Source organism: Rhodocista pekingensis (genome assembly GCF_042665545.1).
GTDB lineage: Bacteria > Pseudomonadota > Alphaproteobacteria > Azospirillales > Azospirillaceae > Rhodocista > Rhodocista pekingensis.
The window spans coordinates 400,249-424,907 of the sequence record NZ_JBHTCM010000010.1; the positions used below are offsets into that span (position 1 = coordinate 400,249).

Annotated in this window: 25 protein-coding genes and 1 tRNA gene; 12 read left to right on the forward strand and 14 right to left on the reverse strand. The window is 72.0% G+C overall.

All coding sequences use genetic code 11. The features are described 5' to 3' along the window. Window positions 1-12 precede the first annotated feature (12 nt). From ACFQPS_RS10145 to ACFQPS_RS10165, 5 genes are all read left to right on the forward strand, one after another. Window positions 13-816 (forward strand): hypothetical protein, encoded by an 804-nt coding sequence (locus tag ACFQPS_RS10145; protein ID WP_377358650.1) that lies wholly within the window; start codon window positions 13-15, stop codon window positions 814-816. A gap of 80 nt (window positions 817-896) precedes the next feature. Further along, the gene (locus ACFQPS_RS10150) at window positions 897-1,529 is read left to right on the forward strand and encodes a TetR/AcrR family transcriptional regulator (RefSeq protein WP_377358652.1); all 633 of its coding nucleotides are present in this window, start codon (window positions 897-899) and stop codon (window positions 1,527-1,529) included. After that, entirely contained in the window at window positions 1,526-2,575 is a 1,050-nt protein-coding gene (locus ACFQPS_RS10155; RefSeq protein ID WP_377358654.1) for an HlyD family secretion protein, read from the forward strand. The genes ACFQPS_RS10150 and ACFQPS_RS10155 overlap by 4 nt, the downstream gene beginning before the upstream one ends. Next, window positions 2,572-3,558, forward strand: coding sequence for an ABC transporter ATP-binding protein (locus tag ACFQPS_RS10160; RefSeq protein WP_377358656.1), 987 nt, complete (start codon window positions 2,572-2,574; stop codon window positions 3,556-3,558). Before ACFQPS_RS10155 ends, ACFQPS_RS10160 begins: the two co-directional genes overlap by 4 nt. Beyond that, complete coding sequence (locus tag ACFQPS_RS10165) at window positions 3,555-4,694, forward strand: ABC transporter permease (protein WP_377358658.1); 1,140 nt, start codon at window positions 3,555-3,557, stop codon at window positions 4,692-4,694. Before ACFQPS_RS10160 ends, ACFQPS_RS10165 begins: the two co-directional genes overlap by 4 nt. 7 nt (window positions 4,695-4,701) lie before the next feature. On the opposite strand, the gene ACFQPS_RS10170 is transcribed toward ACFQPS_RS10165, so the two are convergent. From ACFQPS_RS10170 to ettA, 3 genes are all read right to left on the reverse strand, one after another. Continuing rightward, a complete protein-coding gene (locus ACFQPS_RS10170) occupies window positions 4,702-5,901 on the reverse strand; it encodes an MFS transporter (RefSeq protein ID WP_377358660.1) in 1,200 nt (399 codons plus the stop codon). A 149-nt stretch (window positions 5,902-6,050) separates the two neighbouring features. Next, window positions 6,051-7,127, reverse strand: coding sequence for a hypothetical protein (locus ACFQPS_RS10175; protein WP_377358662.1), 1,077 nt, complete (start codon window positions 7,125-7,127; stop codon window positions 6,051-6,053). A 217-nt stretch (window positions 7,128-7,344) separates the two neighbouring features. Beyond that, window positions 7,345-9,024 (reverse strand): energy-dependent translational throttle protein EttA, encoded by a 1,680-nt coding sequence (ettA, locus tag ACFQPS_RS10180; RefSeq protein WP_377358664.1) that lies wholly within the window; start codon window positions 9,022-9,024, stop codon window positions 7,345-7,347. Window positions 9,025-9,241: 217 nt separating this feature from the next. Between ettA and ACFQPS_RS10185 the strand changes: the two genes are divergently transcribed. Continuing rightward, on the forward strand, window positions 9,242-9,703 hold the full coding sequence (locus ACFQPS_RS10185; protein WP_377359568.1) for a YaiI/YqxD family protein: 462 nt from the start codon (window positions 9,242-9,244) through the stop codon (window positions 9,701-9,703). 63 nt (window positions 9,704-9,766) lie between these two features. On the opposite strand, the gene ACFQPS_RS10190 is transcribed toward ACFQPS_RS10185, so the two are convergent. Both ACFQPS_RS10190 and ACFQPS_RS10195 read right to left on the reverse strand, forming a co-directional pair. After that, window positions 9,767-9,842 (reverse strand) — tRNA-Ile (locus ACFQPS_RS10190). Between the two features lie 1,024 nt (window positions 9,843-10,866). Then, window positions 10,867-11,214, reverse strand: a complete 348-nt coding sequence (locus tag ACFQPS_RS10195) for a DUF4870 family protein (protein WP_377358666.1) — start codon at window positions 11,212-11,214, stop codon at window positions 10,867-10,869. Window positions 11,215-11,354: 140 nt separating this feature from the next. Between ACFQPS_RS10195 and ACFQPS_RS10200 the strand changes: the two genes are divergently transcribed. Together ACFQPS_RS10200 and ACFQPS_RS10205 are read left to right on the forward strand one after the other, a co-directional pair. Further along, a complete protein-coding gene (locus tag ACFQPS_RS10200; RefSeq protein ID WP_377358668.1) occupies window positions 11,355-11,984 on the forward strand; it encodes a 2-hydroxychromene-2-carboxylate isomerase in 630 nt (209 codons plus the stop codon). 74 nt (window positions 11,985-12,058) lie between these two features. Continuing rightward, window positions 12,059-13,207: a DUF3667 domain-containing protein gene (locus ACFQPS_RS10205; RefSeq protein ID WP_377358670.1), complete on the forward strand. Its 1,149-nt coding sequence runs from the start codon at window positions 12,059-12,061 to the stop codon at window positions 13,205-13,207. A gap of 6 nt (window positions 13,208-13,213) precedes the next feature. Here the strand turns inward: ACFQPS_RS10205 and ACFQPS_RS10210 are convergent, their stop codons facing one another. The 3 genes from ACFQPS_RS10210 to def form a co-directional block, all read right to left on the reverse strand. Further along, window positions 13,214-14,230, reverse strand: a complete 1,017-nt coding sequence (locus tag ACFQPS_RS10210) for an MBL fold metallo-hydrolase (protein WP_377358672.1) — start codon at window positions 14,228-14,230, stop codon at window positions 13,214-13,216. Next, a complete protein-coding gene (locus ACFQPS_RS10215) occupies window positions 14,227-15,021 on the reverse strand; it encodes a COQ9 family protein (protein ID WP_377358674.1) in 795 nt (264 codons plus the stop codon). The genes ACFQPS_RS10210 and ACFQPS_RS10215 overlap by 4 nt, the downstream gene beginning before the upstream one ends. A gap of 62 nt (window positions 15,022-15,083) precedes the next feature. Then, window positions 15,084-15,644, reverse strand: coding sequence for a peptide deformylase (gene def, locus ACFQPS_RS10220; protein ID WP_012567244.1), 561 nt, complete (start codon window positions 15,642-15,644; stop codon window positions 15,084-15,086). 216 nt (window positions 15,645-15,860) lie between these two features. Here def and rpsU point away from each other — a divergent pair, with 216 nt between their 5' ends. Beyond that, on the forward strand, window positions 15,861-16,064 hold the full coding sequence (gene rpsU, locus ACFQPS_RS10225; RefSeq protein WP_012567245.1) for a 30S ribosomal protein S21: 204 nt from the start codon (window positions 15,861-15,863) through the stop codon (window positions 16,062-16,064). Window positions 16,065-16,372: 308 nt separating this feature from the next. Here rpsU and ACFQPS_RS10230 read toward each other — a convergent pair whose 3' ends face one another. The 5 genes from ACFQPS_RS10230 to ACFQPS_RS10250 form a co-directional block, all read right to left on the reverse strand. Then, window positions 16,373-16,723 (reverse strand): HNH endonuclease signature motif containing protein, encoded by a 351-nt coding sequence (locus tag ACFQPS_RS10230; RefSeq protein WP_377358677.1) that lies wholly within the window; start codon window positions 16,721-16,723, stop codon window positions 16,373-16,375. A 142-nt stretch (window positions 16,724-16,865) separates the two neighbouring features. Continuing rightward, on the reverse strand, window positions 16,866-18,290 hold the full coding sequence (locus tag ACFQPS_RS10235) for an NAD(P)(+) transhydrogenase (Re/Si-specific) subunit beta (protein WP_377358678.1): 1,425 nt from the start codon (window positions 18,288-18,290) through the stop codon (window positions 16,866-16,868). A gap of 18 nt (window positions 18,291-18,308) precedes the next feature. After that, window positions 18,309-18,737, reverse strand: coding sequence for an NAD(P) transhydrogenase subunit alpha part 2 (locus tag ACFQPS_RS10240; RefSeq protein ID WP_377358680.1), 429 nt, complete (start codon window positions 18,735-18,737; stop codon window positions 18,309-18,311). Between the two features lie 5 nt (window positions 18,738-18,742). Continuing rightward, the gene (locus ACFQPS_RS10245) at window positions 18,743-19,957 is read right to left on the reverse strand and encodes a Re/Si-specific NAD(P)(+) transhydrogenase subunit alpha (RefSeq protein ID WP_377358682.1); all 1,215 of its coding nucleotides are present in this window, start codon (window positions 19,955-19,957) and stop codon (window positions 18,743-18,745) included. 334 nt (window positions 19,958-20,291) lie between these two features. Beyond that, complete coding sequence (locus ACFQPS_RS10250) at window positions 20,292-21,011, reverse strand: hypothetical protein (RefSeq protein ID WP_377358684.1); 720 nt, start codon at window positions 21,009-21,011, stop codon at window positions 20,292-20,294. Between the two features lie 231 nt (window positions 21,012-21,242). Here ACFQPS_RS10250 and ACFQPS_RS10255 point away from each other — a divergent pair, with 231 nt between their 5' ends. Then, the gene (locus ACFQPS_RS10255; RefSeq protein ID WP_377358686.1) at window positions 21,243-21,452 is read left to right on the forward strand and encodes a hypothetical protein; all 210 of its coding nucleotides are present in this window, start codon (window positions 21,243-21,245) and stop codon (window positions 21,450-21,452) included. Window positions 21,453-21,483: 31 nt separating this feature from the next. Here ACFQPS_RS10255 and idi read toward each other — a convergent pair whose 3' ends face one another. Next, window positions 21,484-22,086, reverse strand: coding sequence for an isopentenyl-diphosphate Delta-isomerase (gene idi / locus ACFQPS_RS10260; protein WP_377358687.1), 603 nt, complete (start codon window positions 22,084-22,086; stop codon window positions 21,484-21,486). 330 nt (window positions 22,087-22,416) lie between these two features. Here idi and chlG point away from each other — a divergent pair, with 330 nt between their 5' ends. Continuing rightward, window positions 22,417-23,313, forward strand: coding sequence for a chlorophyll synthase ChlG (gene chlG, locus ACFQPS_RS10265; RefSeq protein ID WP_377358688.1), 897 nt, complete (start codon window positions 22,417-22,419; stop codon window positions 23,311-23,313). Then, window positions 23,310-24,656 (forward strand): BCD family MFS transporter, encoded by a 1,347-nt coding sequence (locus tag ACFQPS_RS10270; RefSeq protein WP_377358690.1) that lies wholly within the window; start codon window positions 23,310-23,312, stop codon window positions 24,654-24,656. The genes chlG and ACFQPS_RS10270 overlap by 4 nt, the downstream gene beginning before the upstream one ends. Window positions 24,657-24,659 lie beyond the last annotated feature (3 nt).

A 24,659-nucleotide genomic window follows, 5' to 3' on the forward strand; every position in this document is an offset into this window, starting at 1 on the left:
TACACTGCCGGGATGCTGCGCGAACTGGCCGACTCCTGGCTGACCGACTGCCCCGCCCCGCTGCGCCGGCTGGGCCATGCCTATGCCGCCACGGCCTGCGCCGCCCGCGGCCGACGCTGCGCCCGCGCCTGGGCACCGCACCGGGAGCGGACGAAGGCGGCGATCCGGGCGGCCGTCGCCGCCTGCGCCTCCCGCCGCACGGTGCTGGTGCTCGGCTCCGGTCCCCTGGCCGACGTGCCACTGGTGGACCTGACCGGCCGCTTCGGGCGCGTGGTGCTGGCCGACGCCGCCCACCCACCGGCCGCGCGGCTGGCCGCCTGGCGCTGCCGGAACGGGCCGGCTGCCGTCGAGTTGGCGACGCTGGACCTGACCGGCACGGCCGCGGCCCTGACCGATCCCGCCGTCACGGCCCCGCCCGCGCCGGGTTGCACCGCCTTCCTGGACGATCCCACGGTGGACCTCGTCCTCTCCGTCAATCTGCTCTCCCAGCTTCCCCTGCTGCCGCTGGCGGCGGCGCTGCACCGCTGGCCGGAGACGGCGGCGGACGCCTACGGCCGGGCCATCGTCGCCGCCCATCTGACGCATCTGCGCAGCTTCCGCTGCCCGGTCCTGCTGGTGACGGACATCGCGCGGACCACCCTGGACCGGGACGGGCGCGTCCTGGAGCGGGAGGACCCGCTGTACGGCGTGGCCCTGCCGGCCGGCGCCGCGGAGGAATGGGACTGGGAGCTGGCGCCGGCGGGCGAACTGCCGGACGGACGGACACTGCGGACCCGGGTGCGGGCGCTGCGGCTGGACGACGCCCCCTCCCCCTGACGGGCGGCGGCGGGGATGTTCTTGACAACGGAACAGCCTCGGCACATTAATGACTGACTGGTCAGTAATTATGAGCCCCCATGCCGGACCGCCTGCCCCGCCGCCGCAAGGAGACCCGCCCCGCCGAACTGCTGGAGGCGGCGCTGGACCTGTTCGCGGAGAAGGGATTCGCCGCCACCCGGATGGAGGACATCGCCGCCCGTGCCGGGGCGTCGAAGGGCACGCTCTATCTCTACTTCCCGTCCAAGCAGGCGGTGTTCGAGGCGCTGGTGCATTCCGCCCTGCTGCCGAACATGGAACGGCTGGAGGCCGTGGTCGCCGGGTACGAGGGCAGCACGCCCGAGCTGCTGCGGACCACCCTGCGCATCCTGGCCCGCCTGCTGGAGAACCGCCGGCTGATCGTGCTGCCCAAGCTGGTGCTGGCGGAGGCGGCGAACTTCCCGGACCTGGCCCGCTTCCACAAGCGCGCGGTGGTGGACCGCGGCCTTGGCCTGATCGCGTCCATCCTGGAGCGCGGCATGGCGCGGGGCGAGTTCCGCCGCCAGAATCCGGTGCTGGTCGCCCGGCTGTTCGTCGCCCCCTTCCTGATGATGGTGATGTGGCGGACGACCTTCGAGCCGCTGGACGAATCCTTCGCCATCGACACGACCCGCCATCTGGAAACGCATCTGGACATCCTGCTGCGCGGCCTCGCCGCGGAGGAGACGCCATGACCCGCCGCCCCCGGCCGCCGCACGCGGCGCTGCTGCTCCCCCTCCTCCTGCTGGCGGCCGGCTGCGGCGATGGCGGCGACCACGGCTTCCAGGGCTATGTCGAGGGGCAGTATCTGCGCATGGCCGCACCGGAAGGCGGCTGGCTGGTCGATCTGGCGGTGGCGGAGGGCGACCGGGTCGTCCCCGGCCAGCCCCTGTTCGCCCTGGAGGACACCCAGCAGCAGGCCGCTCTGGCGGAGGCCAAGGGCCGGCTGGCGCAGGCCGTGGCGCAGCTCGCCGACCTGCGGCTGGGCCTGCGGCCGGAGGAGATCGCCCGGATCGAGGCGCGGCTCCGGCAGGCGGAGGCGCTGGCCACCTATACCGCCGCCGAGCTGCGCCGGCAGCAGGATCTGGCCAGCCGCGACGTGGCCGCCCGCGCCCGGCTGGACCTCGCCCGCTCCGACGCGCGTCAGGCCGAGGCCGAGGTAGCCGCCGTGAAGGCGGAGCTGGCGACCGCCCGCCTGCCCGCCCGCAGCGACGCCATCCAGGCCGCCGAAGCCGCCATGGAGGCCGCCCGCGCTGCCGTCGCCCAGGCCGAGTGGCGGCTGGCGCAGCGCCGCGTGACGGCCCCGGCCGCGGCTCTGGTGGACGATACGGTGCGCCGCCCGGGCGAATGGGTGCCGGCCGGCGGCCCCGTTGTCACGCTGCTGCCGCCGGAGCAGGTGAAGCTGGTCTTCTTCGTGCCGGAACCGCAGCGCGCCCTGCTGTACCCCGGCGACACGGTGGCGCTGTCCTGCACCGGCTGCCCGGACGGGCTGACCGCGCGGGTCAGCTTCGTGGCGCCGGAGGCGGAGTACACCCCGCCCGTCATCTACAGTCTGGAGACCCGGGCCAAGCTGGTCTTCCGGATCGAGGCGGAACCGCAGGGGTCGGCGCGGAACCTGCTGCCCGGCCAGCCGGTCACGGTCCAGCGCGCCGCGGCCGGCGTGGCCGGGCGGGTCGGCATCGTGGACCTTGTGCTGCGGGCCATCGTCCGCGCCGGCAGCCTGGCGGGAGGCGCGCCATGAGCGCCGCCCCGGCCATCGACGTCACCGGGCTGACCAAGCGTTTCGGCCCGAAGACGGTCGTGGACGGTTTCTCCATCCAGGTGCGGCGCGGCCAGATCTACGGCTTCCTCGGCCCCAACGGCAGCGGCAAGACCACCACCATCCGCATGCTCTGCGGCCTGCTGCTGCCGGACGGCGGCAGCGGCACCTGCCTGGGCTTCGACATCGTCCGGGAGGCATGGCAGATCAAGCGCCGCGTCGGCTACATGACGCAGCGGTTCAGCCTCTACGAAGACCTCTCCATCAAGGAGAACCTGGACTTCGTGGCCCGCCTCTACGGCCTGCCGGACCGGCCGGCGCGGGTTGCGGCGGCGCTGGACCGGCTGGGGCTGGCGCACCGCCGCGACCAGCTGGCCGGAACCCTGTCCGGCGGCTGGAAGCAGCGTCTGGCGCTGGCCGCCTGCATCCTGCACGGGCCGGAGCTGCTGCTGCTGGACGAGCCGACGGCCGGCGTCGATCCCAAGGCGCGGCGGGAGTTCTGGGACGAGATCCACGCGCTGGCCGCCGACGGCATGACGGTGCTGGTCAGCACCCACTACATGGACGAGGCGGAGCGCTGCCACCGCATCTGCTACCTGGCCTATGGCCGGCTGCTGGCCGACGGCACGGTGGAGGAGGTGGTGCGCGCCTCCGGCCTGCGCACCTGGTACGTCGCCGGGCCGGACGCCCGCATCGCCGCCCTGGCGCGCGAGCTGGCGGGCCGGCCGGGGGTGGAGATGGTGGCCCCGTTCGGCGCCGCCCTGCATGTCAGCGGCAGCGACCGCGCGCGCCTGGACGCCGCCATCGCCGCCTACCGCGACGAGCCGGAGCTGCGCTGGCGCGAGAGCGGGCCGGGGCTGGAGGATGTCTTCATCCATCTGATGAACGGGGTGCGCGACCAGTTCGCGCCCGCCGCCGGCAAGGCTGCCGCTGCCGCCGGTCCCGCCCGGAGGGCCGCACCATGAGCCGCCCCGGCTTCGCCCTCGGCCGCCTGCTGGCGATGATGCTGAAGGAGTTCATCCAGATGAAGCGGGACCGGCTGACCTTCGCCATGATGGTCGGCATCCCGGTGCTTCAGCTCACCCTGTTCGGCTTCGCCATCAACTCCGATCCCAAGCACCTGCCGACCGCCGTCCGGGTGGCGGACAACGGCCCCTTCACCCGCACGCTGCTGACGACCCTGGAGACCACGGGCTATTTCCGCATCGTCGCCGTGACGGCGGACGAGGCGGAGGCCGACCGGCTGCTGGAGCGGGGCGAGGTGCAGTTCGTCGTCACCATCCCGGCCGGCTTCGCCCGCGATCTGGTCCGCGGCGACCGGCCCCGCCTGCTGGTGGAGGCGGACGCGACCGACCCCGCCGCCACGGGCAATGCCGTGGCCGCCTTGCAGCAGGTGGCGCTGATCGGGCTGGCGCCGGACCTGACGGGGCCGCTGGCCGGGCTGGCGCCCACCCCCGCCCCGTTCGAGCTGGCGGTCCACCGCCGCTACAACCCGGAGGGGCTGACCCAGTACAACGTGGTGCCCGGTCTGGTCGGCGTGGTGCTGACCATGACCATGGTGCTGATGACGGCGCTGGCCGTCACCCGCGAGCGGGAGCGGGGCACCATGGAGAACCTGCTGGCCATGCCGATCCGCCCGGCGGAGGTGATGCTGGGCAAGATCCTGCCCTTCATCGGCGTCGGCTTCGTCCAGGTGGTGCTGGTGATGGCGGCGGCGCGGCTGCTGTTCGGGGTGCCGATGGTGGGCAGCCCGGCCGTGCTGCTGCTGGCGCTGCTGGCCTTCATCGCTGCCAACCTGTCGGTCGGCTTCCTGTTCTCGACGGTGGCGAAGAACCAGCTTCAGGCGATGCAGATGACGTTCTTCTTCTTCCTGCCATCGATCCTGCTGTCGGGCTTCATGTTCCCGTTCCGCGGCATGCCGGACTGGGCGCAGTCGGTCGGCGAGGTGCTGCCGCTGACCCACTTCCTGCGCATCGTCCGCGGCATCATGCTGAAGGGCAACGGGCTGGCGGAGGTCTGGCCCAGCCTGTGGCCGCTGCTGCTGTTCCTCGCCGTGGTGGCGACGCTGGCGCTGAACCGCTACCGCCAGACCCTGGACTGAGGCCGGTTCAGGCGGCGCCCGCCGCGCTCTGCGGCAGGCGGGCGTCGCGGATCGGCAGGTGGACCAGCGCGGCGAAGAAAGCGAGCGCGACCGAGGCCCACCAGACGGCGTCGTAGCTGCCCAGCCATTCCACCGACAGCCCGCCGGCCCAGGCGCCCAGGAAGGCGCCGATCTGATGGCCCAGGAAGACCAGCCCGAACAGGGTGGAGACATAGGTCGGCCCGAAGATGCCGGCCACCACCCCCGTCGTCAGCGGCACCGTGGAGAGCCAGAGGAACCCCATCGCCGCCGCGAAGGCCAGGGTCACGGCCGGCGTCTTGGCCGAGAGCAGGAAGGCCAGCAGCACCAGCCCGCGGGCGAAGTAGATGCCCGACAGCAGGAACTTCGGCCGGTGCCGCCCGCCGAGCTGCCCGGCCACGAGGCTGCCCGCCACGTTGAACAGCCCGACCAGCGCCAGCGACCAGGCCCCGATCTCCGGCGCCAGCCCGCAGGCGGCGACATAGCCGGGCAGATGCACGCTGATGAAGGCGACGTGGAAACCGCAGACGAAGAAACCCGCCGTCAGCAGCCAGAACCCGTCATGCCGGGACGCCGCCCGCAGGGCCTGCCCCAGCCCGCCGCCCGGCAGGGTCCGGTGCGCCGGCGGCGGGCCGCCCAGCGCCAGCGCCAGGACCGGGATCGCCAGCGCCGTCAGGGCCAGCGCCAGAAGCGCCCCCTGCCAGCCCAGCCCGCCGATCAAGCCCTGGCCCAGCGGCACGAAGGCGAACATGCCGAAGCTGCCGCCGGCGCTGGCAAGGCCGAGATAGAGGCTGCGCCGCGCCTCCGGCGCTGCCCGCGCCACCGTCCCCAGCACGACGGAGAAGCCCACGGCCGCCAGGGCGGTGCCGATGAACAGCCCGGCCCCGAGCTGGAACAGTGGCAGCGAGCCGCCGAACCCCATCAGCAGCAGCCCCGCGACAAAGGCCGCCCCACCCCCGGCGACGACGATGCGCGGTCCCTTCACGTCGGCGAGCGCCCCCACGAGCGGCTGCGCCACGCCCCAGACAAGCTGCTGCACCGCCAGCCCGAAGGCCAGCCCGGCCAGCGACCAGCCGGTGTCCGCCGCCATGGGGGCGAGCAGGAGGCCGAAATCCTGGCGGATGCCCAGGGCCAGGGCCAGGGCCAGCGACCCGCAGGTCAGCACCAGCAGCGGACGGGTGGGGGCCATGGCGGTTCCCGGCTCGGCGCCCCGGCGGACGGTCCCGGACGGACGGCCCTGTTCCGGAGCTGAACCAGAAAGGTGGAGCGGAACGGCCGTCGGGACAACCGCCACGACGGGCCGGTCCGCACCCCGGACGGGCCTCCGGAACAGAACCGTCAGCGGTCCTGCACCTGCGGCTGGCCGCGGGCCCGGCGCAGCGCCTCGTTCACCCGGGGCGGCCGGTCGCGGCCGTCGTCGGGATCGGCGATGCGCTCACGCTCGGCCTGATCGCGGGCGGCCTGATCACGGGCCGCCTGTTCCCGGGCCTCGCGCTCGGCCCTGTCCCGGTCGGCCTGCTCGCGCTGGGCCTGGTCGCGCTCGGCCTGTTCGCGCTGGGCCCGTTCCTGGGCAGCGCGCTCCCAGTCGGCCCGTTCCCGGTCGGCGCGTTCCCGGTCTGCCTGTTCGCGCGCGGCCCGTTCCCTCTCGGCGTGCTCCCGGGCCTCGTCGCGGCGCCGGGCCTCCTCATGGGCGCGACGCTCGGCGTCGGCCTGCCGGCGGGCCTCGTCCTCCGCCCGGCGGCGCTGGGCTTCCTCCCGGGCAGCCTCCTCCCGCGCCCGGCGCATCGCCTCGTCCACCCGCGGCGGCCGGTCCCGGCCGTCATCGGGATCGAAGCGGTCGGGATCGGGACGCGGCGGCCGCGGGTCGGGTCTTGGATCGGGTCTTGGGTCGGGCCGGACGACGGGGGGCGGCGGCGGCCGGTGGTCCACCACCGGCGGGGGCGACGGCAGCGTGCCCGGCCGGTAGAACACCTTCAGACCGCGACCGTAGCGGGTACAGTCGAACTGGTCGGTGCCCGGCTGCGCCCGGCCCGTGGTGTAGGCATAGGTGGGATCGTCGCAGACACTGTTGCGGGCGAAGGCCCCTTCCCGCTTGCCGCTGACATACTTGCCGCGCAGCCCGTTGCCGTAGAGCAGGCAGTCATACTCGTCGGTGCCGTGCTCGGCCTTGCCGCCGTTGGACGTCTCGTAGCGCGGGTCGTCGCAGCGCCCGTTGTAGCGGTAGTCGCGCACGCGGTCGTCGTCGCGGTACCAGGACGGGGGATCGTAGTAGTCGGAGGGCGGCGGGCGGCTCGGCGAGGGCGGCCCCCAGACCACGTCCTCGCCAGGGACAGGCGGCACGCAGGCCGCGAGCAGCAGGGGAATGGCGAGGGCCGGGAACGGAAACGCCGGACGCGGCCGGCCGGGGGCGGACATTCTGGGGACTCCGGTCTGGAGCGGCAACGCGCCGCCAGCCCCCATAGCACAACCCCGTGGTGGTGGATATCGGGCGGAGCTGCGACCCGATCGTGGCGGAATCCGCCCGGAAAACGGAAACCGCCGCCGGGCGGGCACCCGGCGGCGGTTCCGAAGGCAGCGGCACGGAAGACCGGCCGTGCGGAAGACTGGCCGCGCAGACGTCAGGCCGCGCGGATCAGGCGCGCACGAGCGGCTTGTACTTGATGCGGTGCGGCTGGTCGGCCTCCGCCCCCAGGCGACGGTGCCGGTCGGCCTCGTAGTCGGCGTAGTTGCCCTCGAACCAGACCACCTGGCTGTCGCCCTCGAAGGCCAGGATGTGGGTGGCGATGCGGTCGAGGAACCAGCGGTCGTGCGAGATGACGACGGCGCAGCCGGGGAAGGCCACCAGCGCCTCCTCCAGCGCCCGCAGCGTCTCCACGTCCAGGTCGTTGGTCGGCTCGTCCAGCAGCAGGACATTGGCGCCGGACTTCAGCATCTTCGCCAGATGCACGCGGTTGCGCTCACCGCCCGACAGCACGCCGACCTTCTTCTGCTGGTCGGGCCCGCGGAAGTTGAAGGCGCTGACATAGGCGCGGCTGGGCATGGACTTCTTGCCCAGCTCGATCACGTCCAGCCCGTCGGAGATCTCCTCCCAGACGGTCTTCTTGTCGTTCAGCGTGTCGCGGCTCTGATCGACATAGCCCAGGCTCACCGTGTCGCCGACGCGGAAGGCGCCGTCGTCGGGCTTCTCGCTGCCGGTGATCATGCGGAACAGGGTGGTCTTGCCCGCGCCGTTCGGCCCGATCACGCCGACGATGCCGCCGGGCGGCAGGCGGAAGGACAGATCGTCGATCAGCAGCCGGTCGCCGAAGCCCTTCTTCAGGTTCTCCGCCTCGATCACCAGATTGCCCAGCCGCGGCGGCGTGGGGATGACGATCTTGGTCTCGGTGACGCTTTCCTTCTGGTTCGCCTGGGCCAGCATCTCCTCGTAGGACTGGATGCGGGCCTTCGACTTGGCCTGACGGGCCTTCGGGCTGGCGCGCACCCACTCCAGCTCGCTCGCCAGGAACTTCTGGCGGGCGTCGTTCTCGCGGCTCTCCTGCTCCAGGCGCTTCTGCTTCTGCTCCAGCCAGGAGGAGTAGTTGCCCTCGTAGGGGATGCCCGAGCCGCGGTCCAGCTCCAGGATCCAGCCGGTGACCGCATCCAGGAAGTAGCGGTCGTGGGTGACCATCACGACGGTGCCCGGATAGTCGGCCAGGAAGCGCTGGAGCCACGCCACGCTCTCGGCGTCCAGATGGTTGGTCGGCTCGTCCAGCAGCAGCATGTCCGGCCGGGACAGCAGCAGCTTGCACAGCGCCACGCGGCGCTTCTCGCCGCCGGACAGCTTGGCCACGTCGGCCTCGCCATCGGGGCAGCGCAGCGCGTCCATGGCGATCTCGACCGTGCGGTCCAGCTCCCAGGCGTTGGCGGCGTCGATCTTCTCCTGAAGGTCGGCCTGCTCGGTCAGCAGCGTGTCGAAGTCGGCATCGGGGTCCGCCATGAGGTTGGAGACCTCGTTGAAGCGGTCCAGCAGCGCCTTCGTCTCGGCCACGCCCTCCATGACGTTGTCGCGGACGTTCTTCGTCGGATCGAGCTGGGGCTCCTGCGGCAGGTAGCCGACCTTCACGCCGTCGGCGGCCCAGGCCTCGCCATGGTAGTCCTTGTCGATCCCCGCCATGATCTTCAGCAGGGTGGACTTACCGGCGCCGTTCACGCCCAGGACGCCGATCTTGGCGCCGGGATAGAAGCTCAGCCAGATGTTCTCGAAGACCTTCTTGCCACCGGGGTAGACCTTGGTCACACCCTTCATGACGTAGACGTACTGATAGCTGGCCATGGACGGCGTTCCTTCGGTTCCGGGGTGATCGCGGGGGCGCCACTGCGGCGGGCGGGTTGTACCCCAGCCGGGGCACAGCGCGCAACGGCAGCAGGGGGCAACAGCAGCAGGGGCCGACCGCGCCCGGCCCGGCCGGTTCCCTGCGGCTCCCGGGTTCCCAGCCGCGGCGCGACCTGCTATCCCCGCCGCAGCGCCCCGACCGGACCGACCGCCCATGCTGGACATCTTCATCGACGCCGACGCCTGCCCGGTGAAGGAGGAGACCTTCCGCGTGGCGCAGCGCTACGATCTCCGGGTCTTCCTCGTCGCCAACGCCCCGTTGCGGCTACCGCCGCAGGGCCGGGTCGAGCTGGTGGTGGTGCCGGGCAGCTTCGACGCCGCCGACGACTGGATCGCCGAGCGCATCGACCAGGGCGACATCGCCGTGACCAGCGACATCCCGCTGGCCAAGCGTTGCCTGGACAAGGGCGCCCGCGTGGTGCCGCCCAACGGGCGGCAGTTCACCCCGGCCAACATCGGTGCCGCCCTGGCGAGCCGGGCGCTGATGCAGGACCTGCGGGAGATGGCGCGGGCCGACGGCACGGCCCTGCGCGGCAACGCCCCCTTCTCCGCCCAGGACCGCTCCCGCTTCCTGCAAGAGCTGGACACCGTCGTGAACGCGGTGCGCCGGGGCCGCTGACGGCCGGAAGAGCGTCGGAAGGCGTCCGGGATTTGCAAGGCATGCGGGGAGCGCGCGGGGTGCTGGTGGGCCCGGCAGGATTCGAACCTGCAACCAGACCGTTATGAGCGGCCGGCTCTAACCGTTGAGCTACAGGCCCCCACCAGTGCGGCGCGCTTCCCGGTGGGCGGTGCCCCAGGGAAGCGCCGAGAATGTGCATCGGCTGCGGGCACGATTCAACCCCCCCGGCGCGATCCCCAAGGCGCGATCCCCGCCCGGGCGGCCGGCGCCCTGGCACCGCTCCCCCGGCCCCGCTTGCGGCTTCCTCCGGCCGGCACGGAAGTCTCCGGCAGCCCCGGATAAATCCACCAGCGGGACTGTGGTCTTTTCCCACGACCGCCTCCAGCGCGATCACAGTGAAAGCGCGGTCTCCGGCCGTGTATCCGGAGACAAAACCGGTTGCAATACGAAACCCTTGTGATAGCGTCATGGAAAAAGAAGGGAGCCGATCCCGGCAGAGCTTTGCGGATACAGTCGTTTCAGGGGCTGTTCATGCTGCGATTGCGAAATGCCCTTTCAGGCACATCGGTCTGTCAGGCACATCGGACGGCGACCGCCGGCCCGCATGCTGCCGATGATCGGGGCGCGTGATCGACACGGGGTCCGGAACGGGGAGGGATACCCATGGCTGCGACCATGCGGGCGCCGGCAACCGGCGCACCGGCGGGAGGAATCCGCGGCGGCGGAGTCAGCGAGGGCGGAGTCAGCGAGGGCGGGTTCAGCGACGGCAGAGGTCGCGGCGACCGGCTCAAGGCCGGCCGGGCGCGGACACCCGTGACGCGGGCGCAGGCGCCCATGGCGAGGGATTTCCAGCCGCCGCTGTTTCTCCCCGTCCCCGACCGTCCCGGCGCCGTCGCGTCCGGGAGCCCGGTCGCCGTGACCGGGTTTCTTCTTCCTCCCGGCACCTTCTTGCCGTCACCTTCGTCGCCCGCCTGCTCACGAGGGCGCCGAACCAAGGGATGCAGGTCCCCATCGCCCGGCACCGCCAGCGGCGCCGGACAGCGATGACCGACGGGGAGGGGCGGCCGGTCCCCGACCGGCGGCCCCGCGACGGCCGGGGGAGGTGGGCGCGTCCTGCCTCCCCCTCTTTTTGCCGGCGGCTCCGGAGCGACCGGAAGGAGACGTCAGTCGTAGGGCCGGCGCTCCGACAGGCGCAGCAGGCCGCGGACGACGACATACAGATTGTAGACGAACGTCAGGATCAGGATCGGGAAGCCGATCAGGACGGGGGTCAGCACCCAGCCGACGGCATAGCCGATGAAGACGATGATGCCGCTGCGGATCAGCGCCGCGAAGTGGCTTTCATAGATCGTGCCGATGGCATCGCCCCGCTTCACCACGGCGATGATGAAACCGATCGGCCCGGTCACCCAGGAGGTCAGCAGCCCCACGGCGTAGCTGATCCAGGCGATCAGGACGGCGTTATGCAGCGCCTCCCGGCGGCGGGTGCTGTAGGGATCGGCGTGGCTCATCGGGTTCTCTCGGCTGGACGGTCCGGCGGGGCACGGTACACCACCGGGCCGGCCGGTCAACAATGCCGGCTCCGGTCCCTCTTGCGCGCCACCCGACGGGCTGGCATGGCTTGATCGTTCCATCCGCAAGGTGAGCCACGATGCCCGCGCCTGTCACGGTCGATTTCTACTACAGCCCGGCCAGCCCCTACGCCTATCTCGCCTCCACCCAGATGTTGCAGCTCCAGATCGAGACGCGCTGCCGGGTGGACTGGTATCCCGTCTCGGGCCGCATGCTGATCGCCAAGGCCGGCTACGACTACGGGAGCCTCCAGGGCCGGTCCGGCCAGTTCAATCCGGAATACCGCCGCACCGACCTGGAGCGCTGGGCCCGGCTCTACGGCGTGCCCTACCGCGACCACAGCCGCATCACCATCCCGGACCCGGTGCGGCTGGCGCTGGCCTGTGTCGCCGCCCGCCGCTTCGATGCGGGCCAGGTGTTCGCCCGCGCGCTGATGAAGGCGGTCTGCGTGGACGGTCCCGACGTGATCGACGATTCCGTGCTGATCGGCATCGCCAACGATACCGCCGGCATCGAGCCGCACCTGTTCGCGCCGATGCTGGACGATCCGGAGACCGCGGCGATCCACCAGGGCCTGATCGACACGGCGGTGGCCGCCGGCTGCTTCGGCGTGCCCAGCTTCGTCGTCGCCGGCCGGGAGGTGGTGTTCGGCAACGACCGCCTGCCGCTGCTGCGTCAGGCGATCCGCGAAGCGCAGCAGGCCGGCTGACCCCGGACGCGAAAAGCGGTCGCAGGGGGCGATCCGGGGGGTAACCGCCGGCAGGCGGCGACAGGGGGACGGGGATGATCGGGAACGATGCCGTCGGGGCGGCGGCCGGCGAGACGACCGCAACCTTGGCCGCGGCCGAGCTGGCCCTGAGCGGCGGCGGCCGGCCGGCGGGACCCGGACCGGAGGGGGCCACCCGCTGCCCGAACTGCGGCACGCCCGTCACCGGCCGCTTCTGCACGACCTGCGGCCAGTCCCTGCGCGACGATTCCCGGTCGCTCTGGAGCTTGGTCCGGGAGGCGCTGGAGGGGCTCTACAATTTCGACGGACGGGTGCTGCTGACGCTGCGGCACCTGTTCCTGCGCCCCGGCCTGATGACGGCGGACTGGAACGCCGGAAAGCGGGCGCGCTACGTGCCGCCGCTGCGGCTCTACCTGTTCACCTCGCTGCTGTTCTTCCTGACCCTGTCGCAGGCGAACGTGGCGCTGTTCGTCGTCGAGATGGCTCCGGCGGAAAGGGCGGGCATTCCCGCGGCCACGGCACCCGCCGCGTCGGAGGCCGGGCCGACAGGCTCCGCCGACGCGGGGTCGGGGGCCGATACGGGGTCGGGGGCCGTCGTCCTGACGACGGACAGGGCCGCGCGGTTCCGCTTCCTGGTGGATCTGGACACCTGGAAGCCCCCGGCGCAGATCGACATGGCGCAGGTGCAGCAGAGCCTGGACGAGTCCCTCCAGATCAAGACCGGCGATCCGGAGTCCGAGGCCGCGGTGATGGACTGGGTGCGCCGGCTGTTCCACGGCATGGCGGTCAGCGTGGACCAGCCGCAGTCGCTGAACCGCATCATGGGCGACAAGCTGGCGAAGCTGATGTTCGTGCTGATGCCGGTCTTCGCGGTCCTGCTGGCCGTGCTGTACCGGCGGCAGCACCGCTACATGGTCGAGCATCTGGTCTTCGCGCTGCACCTGCACACCCTGGTCTTCGCCACGGTGATGCTGGCGGTCTGGCTGCAACAGGTGCCCGGCACCGTGCTGGCGCCGGCGGTCGGCTGGGCGATGCAGGGCTTCCCCGTCCTGGTCGGCGCCTATCTCTGGCTGGCGCTGCGCCGGGTCTACGGCCAGGGGGTGGTGAAGACGACGGTGAAGGGGGCGCTGCTGGGCGCGACCTATTTCGTCATCGTCTCCACGGTCCTGGTCGCTACCCTGGTGCTCAGCCTGCCCGAGGTCTGATCCCGGTCAGAGCAGGCGAGTCTCCCCGATCCGCAGCAGCCAGGCGTCCGCCTCGGCATAGCCGGCGGCCTGGGCAGCGGGGCCGAACCGGGCCGGCGGCTCGAACGGGTCCTCCTCGGTCAGCAGCACGGTGCCCCAGTGCATGCCCAGCACGCGCGCCGCGCGCAGGTCGCGGGCGATGGCGATGCCTTCCTCCGGGTCGGCATGGACCGCCCGCATGATCGAGCGGGGCTGGTAGGCCCCGACGCCCACGATGGCGAGATCGACGGGACCGTAGCGCTCCCCCAGCTCCGCGAAGACGGGGCCGTGTGCGCTGTCGCCGCCGAACCAGAGGCGCCGCCCCCCGGCTTCCAGCAGGTAGCTGCACCAGAGCGTGCGGTCGCGGTCGAACAGGCCGCGGGCCGAGCCGTGGATGGCCGGCAGGGCCGTGACGCTCACCTCGTCCGTCTCCAGCCGGTCGTGCCAGTCCAGTTCCGCCACCGTCCGGTAGCCAAGCCGGTGCAGCATCCGGCCCAGCCCCAGCGGCACGGCGGCGGGCACGCCGTGCCGGCCGGGCAGCGCCTTCAGGGTGCGGGTGCAGAGATGGTCGTAATGGCAGTGCGACAGCAGCAGCAGGTCCACCGGCGGCAGCCGATCCACCGGAATGCCGGGCGGCGCGTAGCGGCGGGGACCGAAGCCCCGGAGCGGGCTGGCATGGTCGGACAGCCAGGGGTCGCAGAGGATGGTGCGACCGCCCAGCCGGATCAGGAAGGCGGCGTGGCCCAGCCAGGTGACGCTGTCCCGCCCCTCCGCCGCCGCGAGCCCCGCCAGCGCCGCTTCCGGGGACAGGACATGGCCGTCGGGCAGCGGCACGGGCTGCCTGCGCCGCCGGTTCAGGCGCTTGAGGAAGGCACCCATCTCCCGCTCCCAGCCCGGCTCGCGGGTGGGGCTGCCGGGCGGGTTGCGGAAGCCGCGGTCGGTGTGGTGCTCCGGCAGGTCCCCAGGGGCAGCCGCCCGGGTCAGCGCAAGGGCGGGACGGCTCACCGTGCCTGTCGCCGCAGATGCTGCATCAGCCTCACGGGCGACGGGAAGGCGTCGAGCACCTTGCCCAGCCCGCCCAGATTGCCGGCCTTGGAGAGCCCCTGGCCCAGCGTCATGACGTTGGCGATGCGGCGGTCGAGGAAGGCCCAGGTGGCGGCATCGTCCTCGGAGCGGTCCTCCAGCCAGTAGAGCACGGTCGAGGTCTGCACCCCGGCCAGCAGCAGCCGCTTGGTATAGAAGTTGTGATCGGTGGAGCGGTCGCCGGCCGCCGCCCACATGGCGTCCACCGTGCGGTAGAGCAGCCGCGGCCCCGCGCCGGCGTTCTGCGGCAGGGCCAGCACGGCGACGCTGCGTCGGACCGCCTCCTTGTAGGGGGCAAGCAGCTCCAGCCGGGTCCGCACCGCCAGGGTGATGCGGTCGCGGATCTTCAGGGCCGGCAGGTTCGCCTCGGCCAGACGCTCCATCATCTGCCGGTCGGCCCAGGTGCTGAAATGCTCCACCACCTGGATGACGCCGCCGGGGAAGCTGGCCGGGGCCGCCTCCGGCTCGTAGCCGGCGGCCTCGGCCCCGCGGCGCATGGCGCTGAGGGTCCAGCCGTCGAACGGCACGTCCGGCAGCATGCCCAGCAGGATGGCGTCACGCCGGGCGGTCAGCTCGTCATCATCCCCCACCCCGATCTCCTCGGCCGCGGCCGCGAATTCCAGGGCGTCGGCGGAAAGCGACTCCGCGGACGACACGGGCACGGACTCGGCCGCGGCCTGAGCCTCCGGAATGGCATTGGGCGTCGTGGTCATGATTCTCCCCGGGGGCGGTTCAGACAGGTGACGGAGTGACTATAGGGCCGGCGACGGCCGGTTCAAACCCGCCCGGACGGGCCCCGGACGGTCGGGTCGGCCCCGAAATAGCGCATTTCCTCGGTGAAGGTCAGCCGCGTGAGGTCGGGCATGCGGTCGATGTAGAGAATGCCGTCCAGATGGTCGATCTCGTGCTGGACGACGCGGGCATGGGTGCCGCTGGCCTCCCGCTCCACCGCCGTGCCGTCCAGGGAGAGCCCGCGGTAGCGGATGCGGGCGAAACGCGGCACCACCCCGCGCAGGCCGGGAATGGAGAGACACCCCTCCCAGCCCTCGACCATCTCCTCCGACAGGGGCTCGTAGGCGGGATTGACCAGCACCTGCGGCTCCATCGGCAGGTCGCCGGCCCCGCCGGTCGCGCGGTCGCCGGGGACGCGGAAGACGACGATCCGCCAGCCGACATGCACCTGGGGGGCGGCCAGCCCGATGCCCGGCGCATCCACCATGGTCTCGATCATGTCCAGGGCGAACTGGCGCACCACGGCGGGAATCGGGGTTTCCACCGGCTGCGCCGGGCGGCGCAGAACCGGGTGGCCCATGCGGGCGATCTTCAGAATGGCCATGCCGTTCCCTCTCCCTCGTGGGCTTGTGGCTCGCAGGCTGGTGGCGCTTTCCGGGGCGACGGGCCGCCGCGGCGCTTATATCCCGACCGCGGCCCCTTCCCAAGCCCGGCCGACCGTGCTATACGAGCGCCACTGGATCGGCGGGCGCCGCGACCTATGGGGTTGCGTTCGCCCTTATTCCATTGAAAGCCCGTAACCTTGGAGCGGTGACCACCCGTGCAAGTTCTGGTTCGTGACAACAATGTTGATCAGGCCCTGCGCGCGCTGAAGAAGAAGATGCAGCGCGAGGGCATTTTCCGCGAGATGAAGCTGCGCCGCAATTACGAGAAGCCCTCGGAGAAGCGCGCGCGTGAGAAGGCCGAGGCGATCCGCCGGGCCCGCAAGCTTCTCCGCAAGCGCCTGGAGCGCGAGGGCTACTAAGACCGGTCCGGGTCTGAAGCCGGTCGGCGCGCCCGTCCGATTCAGGTGTGACAAACCCGGCCTGACAGTCCCGGCCTGACCGTCGAGCCGCCCTGCTTCCGCGGGGCGGCTTTTGGCGTTCTGAGTCCAGCGCCTTGCCCCGGAGCAGTCCGGCCCGGAGCGGCCATCGGCCCCGCCCGGACCCACCGTTGTCCGGCGCTCCCCCCTGCCCGGTCCTGTGCTTTTCAGCGGCCCCGCACACCCGCCTTTTCCCGGCCGGCCCTTTCGGCCCCAGGCGCATCCGGGCCGCCGCAACCCTTTCCTGCCCCTCAGTCCCGGCCCCGCTCCTTGCGCCGGAAGGTCGCCTTGGTGAATTCCGGCGGCCGGCCCGCGACCCAGCGGATGAAGGCCGCGATCTCCGGATGCGCGCGCAACGACTCGATCGTGCCGTAGCGGTCGCGCAGCTCCCTCTCGCTGAATTCGGCATGGATGCGGCGGTGGCAGACCCGGTGCAGGGTCACCGTCTCCCGCCCGCCCTGGGACCGCGGCACCAGATGGTGCTCCTCCACGCTCGCCCCGGCCCGCATCTCCCGCCCGCACAGGGGGCACGGGCCCAGGGTGCGGCCGGAGACGACAGGGCGCGACGGCAGCTCCGGCGGCAGCGGCGGCAGGCGGGACATCGGCGGCTCCGGCGGACGGTCGGGACGGACGCGGCAGGATCGGCCGGACCGGGCGTCCTGGCAACCCGCCGCCCGGAAAAGCGAAGGGCCGCCCGGTTGCCCGGGCGGCCCTTGCCGCAGGATATGAGCCGGTGGAAGCCGGTCAGTGGCCGCCGGAGAGCGACTTCACGATCTCCTCGGTCATCTTCTTGGCGTCGCCCAGCAGCATCATGGTGTTGGGGCGGAAGAACAGCTCGTTCTCCACGCCGGCATAGCCGGCCCCCATGGAGCGCTTCACGAACAGCACGGTCTTGGCCTTCTCGACGTCCAGGATCGGCATGCCGAAGATCGGGCTGTTCGGGTCCGTCTTGGCCGCCGGGTTGGTCACGTCGTTGGCGCCGATGACGTAGGCGACGTCCGCCTGGCCGAAATCGCGGTTGATCTCGTCCAGTTCGAACACCTCGTCATAGGGCACGTTGGCCTCGGCCAGCAGCACGTTCATGTGGCCGGGCATGCGGCCCGCCACGGGGTGGATGGCATACTTGACGTCCACGCCCTCGGCCTTCAGCAGGTCGGCCATCTCACGCAGGGCGTGCTGGGCCTGGGCCACCGCCATGCCGTAACCGGGGACGATGATGACCTTGGAGGCGTTCTTCATGATGAAGGCCGCATCCTCGGCGCTGCCCGCCTTGTAGCTGCGGTCCAGAGCGTCGGCACCGGCCGCCGCCGCGGAGGAGTCGCCGCCGAAGCCGCCCAGGATCACGTTGATGATCGAGCGGTTCATCCCCTTGCACATGATGTAGCTGAGGATGGCGCCCGAGGCGCCGACCAGGGCGCCGGTGACGATCAGCAGGTTGTTCTGGAGCGTGAAGCCGATGCCCGCCGCCGCCCAGCCGGAGTAGCTGTTCAGCATGGACACGACCACCGGCATGTCGGCGCCGCCGATCGGCAGGATCAGCAGCAGGCCGAGCGCCAGCGCCACGACGATGATCATCCAGAACACGGTCTCGCTCTGCGTGATGCAGAGGACGAGGACCAGGAACACCAGCAGGCCGCCGAGGCCGGCGTTCAGCTTGTGCTGCCCCTCGAAGATCAGCGGCTTGCCGCTGATGCGGCCGTCCAGCTTGAGGAAGGCCACGACCGAGCCGGTGAAGGTGACCGCGCCGATGGCCACGCCGAGGCTCATTTCGATCAGGGAGCCGATGTGGATGGCCCCCGGCTCACCGATACGGTAGCTCTCCGGCGAGTAGAAGGCCGCGGCGGCGACGAACACGGCCGCCAGACCGACAAGGCTGTGGAAGGCCGCCACGAGCTGCGGCAGCTCCGTCATCTTGATGCGCTGGGCGATGACGTAGCCGATCGACCCGCCGATGCCGATGCCGAGGATGATCAGCAGGCTGCGGCCGGGATTCAGGGAGACCCCGGTCAGGGACTCCTGCGCGATCAGCGTCGTGACGATGGCGATGCCCATGCCGATCATGCCGAAGCGGTTGCCGTCCTGCGCCGTTTCCGGGCTGGACAGGCCGCGCAGGGCCAGGATGAAGCAGACGGCCGCCACGAGATAGGCGAAGGAAGCGAATGCGAACATCGGTGTCGCCCTCCCGGCTTACTTGCTGCCGGCGCCGGCGGGCGCCTTCTTCTTGTACATCGACAGCATCCGCTGGGTGACCAGGAAGCCGCCGAAGATGTTCACCGAGGCCAGGATGACGGCGGCGAAGCCGAAGCCCGCCGACCAGCCCGACACGCTGGCGCCGGTGGCGATCAGGGCGCCGACGATGATCACGGAGGAGACGGCGTTCGTCACCGCCATCAGCGGCGAGTGCAGCGCCGGCGTCACCCGCCAGACGACGTAGTAGCCGACGAAGCAGGCCAGCACGAAGACGGTCAGCCCGACGATGAAGAAGGGCACGCCCTCGACCGGCACGGCGGCGGAGAGCTGGTTCGCCTGATCGGCCAGCTCGGCCGCCTTGGCCGACAGCTCACTGGCCCGGGTGGCCAGCTCGTTCGCGTTTTCCGCAATATCCTTCGGATCCATGGCGGTCACTCCTCGGCGCCGGTGTTGCTGTCGGAGGCGGGGGCCGGCGCGACCGCGGCCGGGGCGGGCGCCGCGGGCGCGAAGGCCGGATGCACCACCTGGCCGCCGCGGGTCAGGGCCGTGCCCTTCACCACCTCGTCATCCCAGTTGAAGGCCAGCGCCTTCCTGTCCTTGTCGATGAACGGGGTGAGGAAAGCCAGCAGGTTGCGGGCATAGAGGGCGGAGGCGTCCACCGCGATGCGGCTGGGCAGGTTGACCCGGCCGACGATGGTGACGCCGTACTTGCGCACGACCTCGCCGGGGACCGAGCCCTCGACGTTGCCGCCCTGCTCCACCGCCATGTCCACGACGACCGCGCCGGGCTTCATGGTCCGCAGCATCTCGTCCGTGACCAGCACGGGCGCCTTGCGGCCGGGGATCAGGGCCGTGGTGATGACGATGTCCTGCTTCCGGATCGTCTCGGCGACCAGGGCGCGCTGCTTCTCCTGGTAGGCGGCCGACATCTCCTTGGCGTAGCCGCCGGCCGTCTGCGCCTGCTGGAACTCCTCGTCCATGACGGCGATGAAGGTGCCGCCCAGGCTCTCCACCTGCTCCTTGGTGGCCGGACGCACGTCGGTCGCGCTGACCACGGCGCCCAGGCGCTTGGCGGTGGCGATGGCCTGGAGGCCCGCCACGCCGACGCCCATGATGAAGGCGCGGGCCGGCGGCACGGTGCCGGCGGCCGTCATCATCATCGGGAAGGCGCGGCCGAACTCGCTGGCGGCCTCCAGCACGGCGCGGTAGCCGGCCAGGTTCGCCTGGCTGGACAGCACGTCCATGCTCTGGGCGCGCGTGATGCGCGGCATGAACTCCATGGCGAAGGCATCGATGCCGGCATCGGCATAGGCCTTCACGCGGGCCGCGTCGGCATGGGGGGAGAGGATGGCCACCAGGGTGGCGCCCCTCTTCATCAGCGCGATCTCGTTGACACCGCCCTCGCCCGGGCCGATCGGTCGCTGCACCTTCAGGACGAGGTCGGCGTCCCGCAGGGCGGCGGCCGCGTCCGGAGCGATGGTTGCGCCGGCAGCGGCGAACGCCTCGTCCGTGATCGCCGATCCCAGCCCGGCACCGGTCTCGACCACCACTTCGGCGCCCAGCGCCAGGAACTTCTTGACGGTCTCGGGCGATGCCGCGACGCGCAGCTCGTTCGCCCGCCGTTCCTTGGGAATGGCGATTTTCATGCGCTCTCTATCCCCTTTCGTCTGCGCCCGGTGGCCCGGTCACCCGACGGGTGCCGGCCGGCCCACACTCTTTTTGCGCCGGCACCATGCCCCATCGGACCTTCTTTGTGAAGCCGCAGAGCCGGCGCCTCCGGCCTTATGCCGCGCCGCGGCCGGCGGCGGAAGCGCCGTCCGCGCCGGGCCGGGGGCGGAGGGCATCCGGGGACGTAATGTCGCGCCTGCTTCCGTATGGGGTCCGCTCCCCCGATGCGCAGACGCTGCGGGCCACGCAGACGGAACGGGCCGTCCCCGGAGGAACGGCCCGTCCGCTGTCCTCGCTGCCGCTGCCGGGGTGTCAGCCGCCGACACCGCTGGCCGCCGTGGTCCCGCCGGCGCTGACCCCGCCGGGGCCGGTCGCGCCGGCCCCCGCGCCGCCGGACATGCCGGTAGCGCCGCCCGGCCCGTAGCCGTCGCGCTCCAGGTTCAGCCCGTCAGAGGGGGCCTGCCCGTCGGTCGTCCGGGTGTCGGCCCGCCCGTCCCCCTGGCCGCCGGCGCCGGTGGACGTGCCCGTGCCCGAGGGCGCGTCGCCGTCGGCCCCCCGCCGCAGGCCCGGCGCCGTGTCGCCGGATCGGTCCGAGGGTGACACGGCTCCGGCGCCGCCAAGGCCGACCTCATCCGATCCGCTTCCGGAACGGTTATCGTCGGTGCGGGAGGTGCCGCCCCCGCCGCCTGCCGCCCCTGACCAGTCCGTCGCCGTGCTCCGGCCGGACCCGCTCGTTGCGTTGCCGGAATGACCTGTGTCTGCGCTGTCGGACCCCGATGCCGTGGCACCGGCGCCGCGCGACGGGGCGGTCTGGCCCGGCATTCCTTCGTCGCTGAGGCCGCCGCGGTCGGCGATCCCCGGCCGGTCGGTGCCGGAGGCAGCGGCGGCACCGCTCTCCTGGCTCTGCGGGGTGTCCCGGGCCGACGGGCTGGCGGGGCCGCCGTCCTGGGCGGCCGCAATGCCGGGCAGGGCAGCACCGGACAGGGCGAGGCCGGCGGCCGCGGAAAGAAGCAGCATCCTGTTGACGCTCATGGGACAGGGTCCTCCGATGGCGGTCGTCGCCCCTCCCAACCGCCCGGACGCCGGGGCGTTCCCCGCCCTGTCCGGCCGTTTCCGGCGGCCCTTGACCGCGCCCCGGCGGGCGCCGACACTCCGCGCCGGCGGAGGACCGCCGCCGACCGCATCCGCTTCCGGCCCGGACCCTGTCCGGCCCGGGAGTCTGCCCCGAGCCCCTGCCCCGAGATTCTGGCCCGAGTTCCTGGAATGAGCGAGACCGTCCCCGAGAAGCACCCGCTGGCCGATGCCGCCCGCACCCTGTTCAAGGAGCTGACCGAGGCCGGACGGCCGGTGGTCGGCGTCGGCATGGGGGAGGGTCGGATCATCCTGCGCGTCAGCGCACCCGACCACGGCGCCCCGGAAGAGTACCGCGGCTATCCCGTGATCGTCCTGACGGACGAGGGCATCCGCCGCTGAGTGGCGGCGCCCCCGTCCGGGTCGGTTACGGTCAGAGGCCCGCGCGCACGACGGGGAGATGCTCCGTCATGTAGAGGTGGAACCAGTAGCTGTAGGCGTCGGGGTTGGCCTTGATGTCGGCCAGCAGGGCCGGCTCGTCCATCCAGGTCACGGCGTCCACCTCGTCCGGGTTGGGCCGGACCGCCCCGGCATGGACCCCGGCGAACAGGGTCACGACCTCGTTCTCGTGCAGGCCGTTGCCGAAATCGACCGCATAGTGCAGCCGCCCCAGCGGCCGCAGCGCGCAGGTGAAGCCAAGCTCTTCGTACAGACGGCGGCCGGCGGCCTCGGCCAGCCCTTCGCCCGGCCGCGGGTGGCCGCAGCAGGTGTTCGACCAGAGGCCGCCGGAATGGTATTTCACCGCGGCCCGGCGTTGCAGAAGCTGGCGCCCCTGCGGATCCCGCACGAACACGGAGAAGGCGCGGTGGCGCAGGCCTTCGTGGTGGGCCAGAAGCTTCGGCGCGATTCCGGTCTCCCGGTCGTCGGCGTCCACCAGGATCACGCGCTCCGCCGCATCGCCGACGAGCGCGCCGGCCGACGCCCCGCCGGAGGCGGTGGCGGAAGCAAGGGGTCCGGGGGTGTGCTGGGAGGTCATACGCTTGCCATCCTCTCCACGGGTGGTCCACGGGTGGTCGGCCGGCGGCGGGCGGGCGCCCGGGCCCGCCCCTGTCGGTCCGGAACGGGGGCCGGAAAAGGGGCCGGCGTCCAGCGGTCGCACCGCTGCGGGGTTGACGGCGGCCGCCTTCCCAGGCCCTTTGCCGCGGAAGCTAGAGGCGCGGATTCCTCCCGTCAATCGACGGGGGCCGCCGCGCCCCGGAGCCCCCCGGGAAGGAGTGACGCACCCCTTTCCGGAGAGGGGTCCGGGCCCACGTGACAACTGTAAATTTGAGTTGACACTGTATAGTGTCAAGCAAAAGATGGCGCCATGCAGTACCCCAAGCCCTCCGCCGTTCTCGAGCTTCTGAAACCCATCACCTGGTTCCCGCCGATGTGGGCCTTCGGGTGCGGGGTGGTGTCCTCCGGCGTGCCGCTGGAGGGCCACTGGTGGTTGCTGGTCGCCGGCATCATCCTGGCCGGACCGCTGGTCTGCGCCACCAGCCAGGCCGTCAACGACTGGTTCGACCGCCATGTCGATGCCATCAACGAGCCGGACCGGCCGATCCCGTCGGGCCGGATGCCGGGCCGCTGGGGGCTCTACGTCGCCATCATCTGGACCGCCGTCTCCCTGCTCTGGTCGATGATGCTGGGTGCCTGGGTGGTCTATGCCGCCATCGTCGGGCTGGCCCTGGCCTGGGCCTACAGCGCGCCGCCGTTCCGGCTGAAGCTGAACGGCTGGTGGGGCAACGCGGCCGTGGGCGCCTGCTATGAGGGCCTGCCCTGGCTGACCGGGGCCGCGGTGATGCTGATGCAGCAGCCGGACTGGCGCATCTTCGCGCTGGCCGGGCTCTACAGCTTCGGCGCGCACGGCATCATGACGCTGAACGATTTCAAGTCGATCAAGGGCGACACGAAGATCGGCATCGCCTCGCTGCCGGTGCAGCTCGGCGCCGACAACGCGGCCCTGATCGCCTGCGTCTTCATGGCGGCGCCGCAGGTCATCGTGATCGCGCTGCTGCTGCAATGGGGCCAGCCCCTGCACGCCCTGGCCGTGGCCGGGCTGCTGGCGGTGCAGGCCCTGATGATGGTGCGGTTCCTGAAGGACCCGATCAAGCGGGACGTCTGGTACAGCGGGTTCGGCGTCCCGGTCTATGTCTCCGGCATGATGGTCAGCGCGTTCGCGCTGCGCTACGCCCCCGACCTCGCGGCTGCGGTGACGCCATGACCCCTGGGACCTCCCTTCAGGCCCTGCCCCCGTTGGGGTGGCTGGGCATCGTCCGTCTGGCCCTGGTGCAGACGGCGCTGGGCGCCATCGTCGTGCTCACCACCTCGACCATGAACCGGGTGATGGTGGTGGAACTGGCCCTGCCGGCCATGCTGCCGGGCTTCCTGGTGGCGATGCACCACATCATCCAGATCTCCCGGCCGCGCCTGGGCTACGGCTCGGATGTCGGCGGCCGGCGGACGCCCTGGATCATCGGCGGCATGGCCGTGCTGGCCGCCGGCGGCGCCGGTTCGGCCGTGGCGACGGCGCTGATGGTGGCCTCCCCGGTGCTGGGAACGGTGGTCGCCATCGTCGCCTTCCTCGCCATCGGCCTGGGCGTCGGCGCCTGCGGCACCTCGCTGCTGGTGCTGCTGGCCAAGCGGGTGCCCGCGCAGCGCCGCCCGGCCGCGGCGACGATCTGCTGGGTGATGATGATCATCGGCTTCATCGTCACGGCGCAGACCGCGGGCCACTTCCTGGACCCCTTCTCGCTCGGCCGGCTGGTGGCGGTGACCTGCACCGTCTCGGCCATCGCCATGGTCGTCACCGTGCTGGCCGTCTGGGGCGTGGAGGGCCGCGCGAGCGCGCCGGCCCCGGCCGCGTCCGACGAGCCGGCGGTGCCCTTCGCGGTCGCCTTCCGGCAGGTCTGGGACGAGCCGGCGGCCCGCGGCTTCGCCGTCTTCGTCTTCGTCTCCATGCTGGCCTACAGCGCCCAGGACCTGATCCTGGAGCCGTTCGCCGGCACCGTGTTCGGCATGACGCCGGGCGAATCCACCAAGATGGCCGGCATCCAGAACGCCGGCGTGCTGCTGGGCATGATCCTGGTCGGCGTGATCGGCACGCTGACCGGCGGCCGCTCGCAGAACGCCCTGCGCGCCTGGACGGTGGGCGGCTGCATCGCGTCGGCCGCAGCGCTGACGGCGCTGGCGGTGGGGGGGAGCGTCGGCCCGGGCTGGCCGCTGCTGCCCACCGTCTTCGCCCTGGGTGTGTCGAACGGCGTCTTCGCCGTGGCCGCCATCGGGTCCATGATGGAGCGCGTGGGCGCCGGGCGGGAATCCCGCGAGGGCGTGCGCATGGGCCTGTGGGGGGCGGCGCAGGCCGTGGCCTTCGGGCTGGGCGGCTTCATCGGTACTGCCGCGGCCGACGCGGCCCGGGTCTTCTTCGAGAACCCCGCCACGGCCTATGGTGCCGTCTTCGTGGCGGAGGGTCTCCTGTTCCTCGTCTCCGCGCTCATGGCCCTGCGGCTGGGCGCGGACAGGCTCCAGGGGGCGGACGGTCGTGCCGTCCCCGCTGGCGCGAGCTGAATG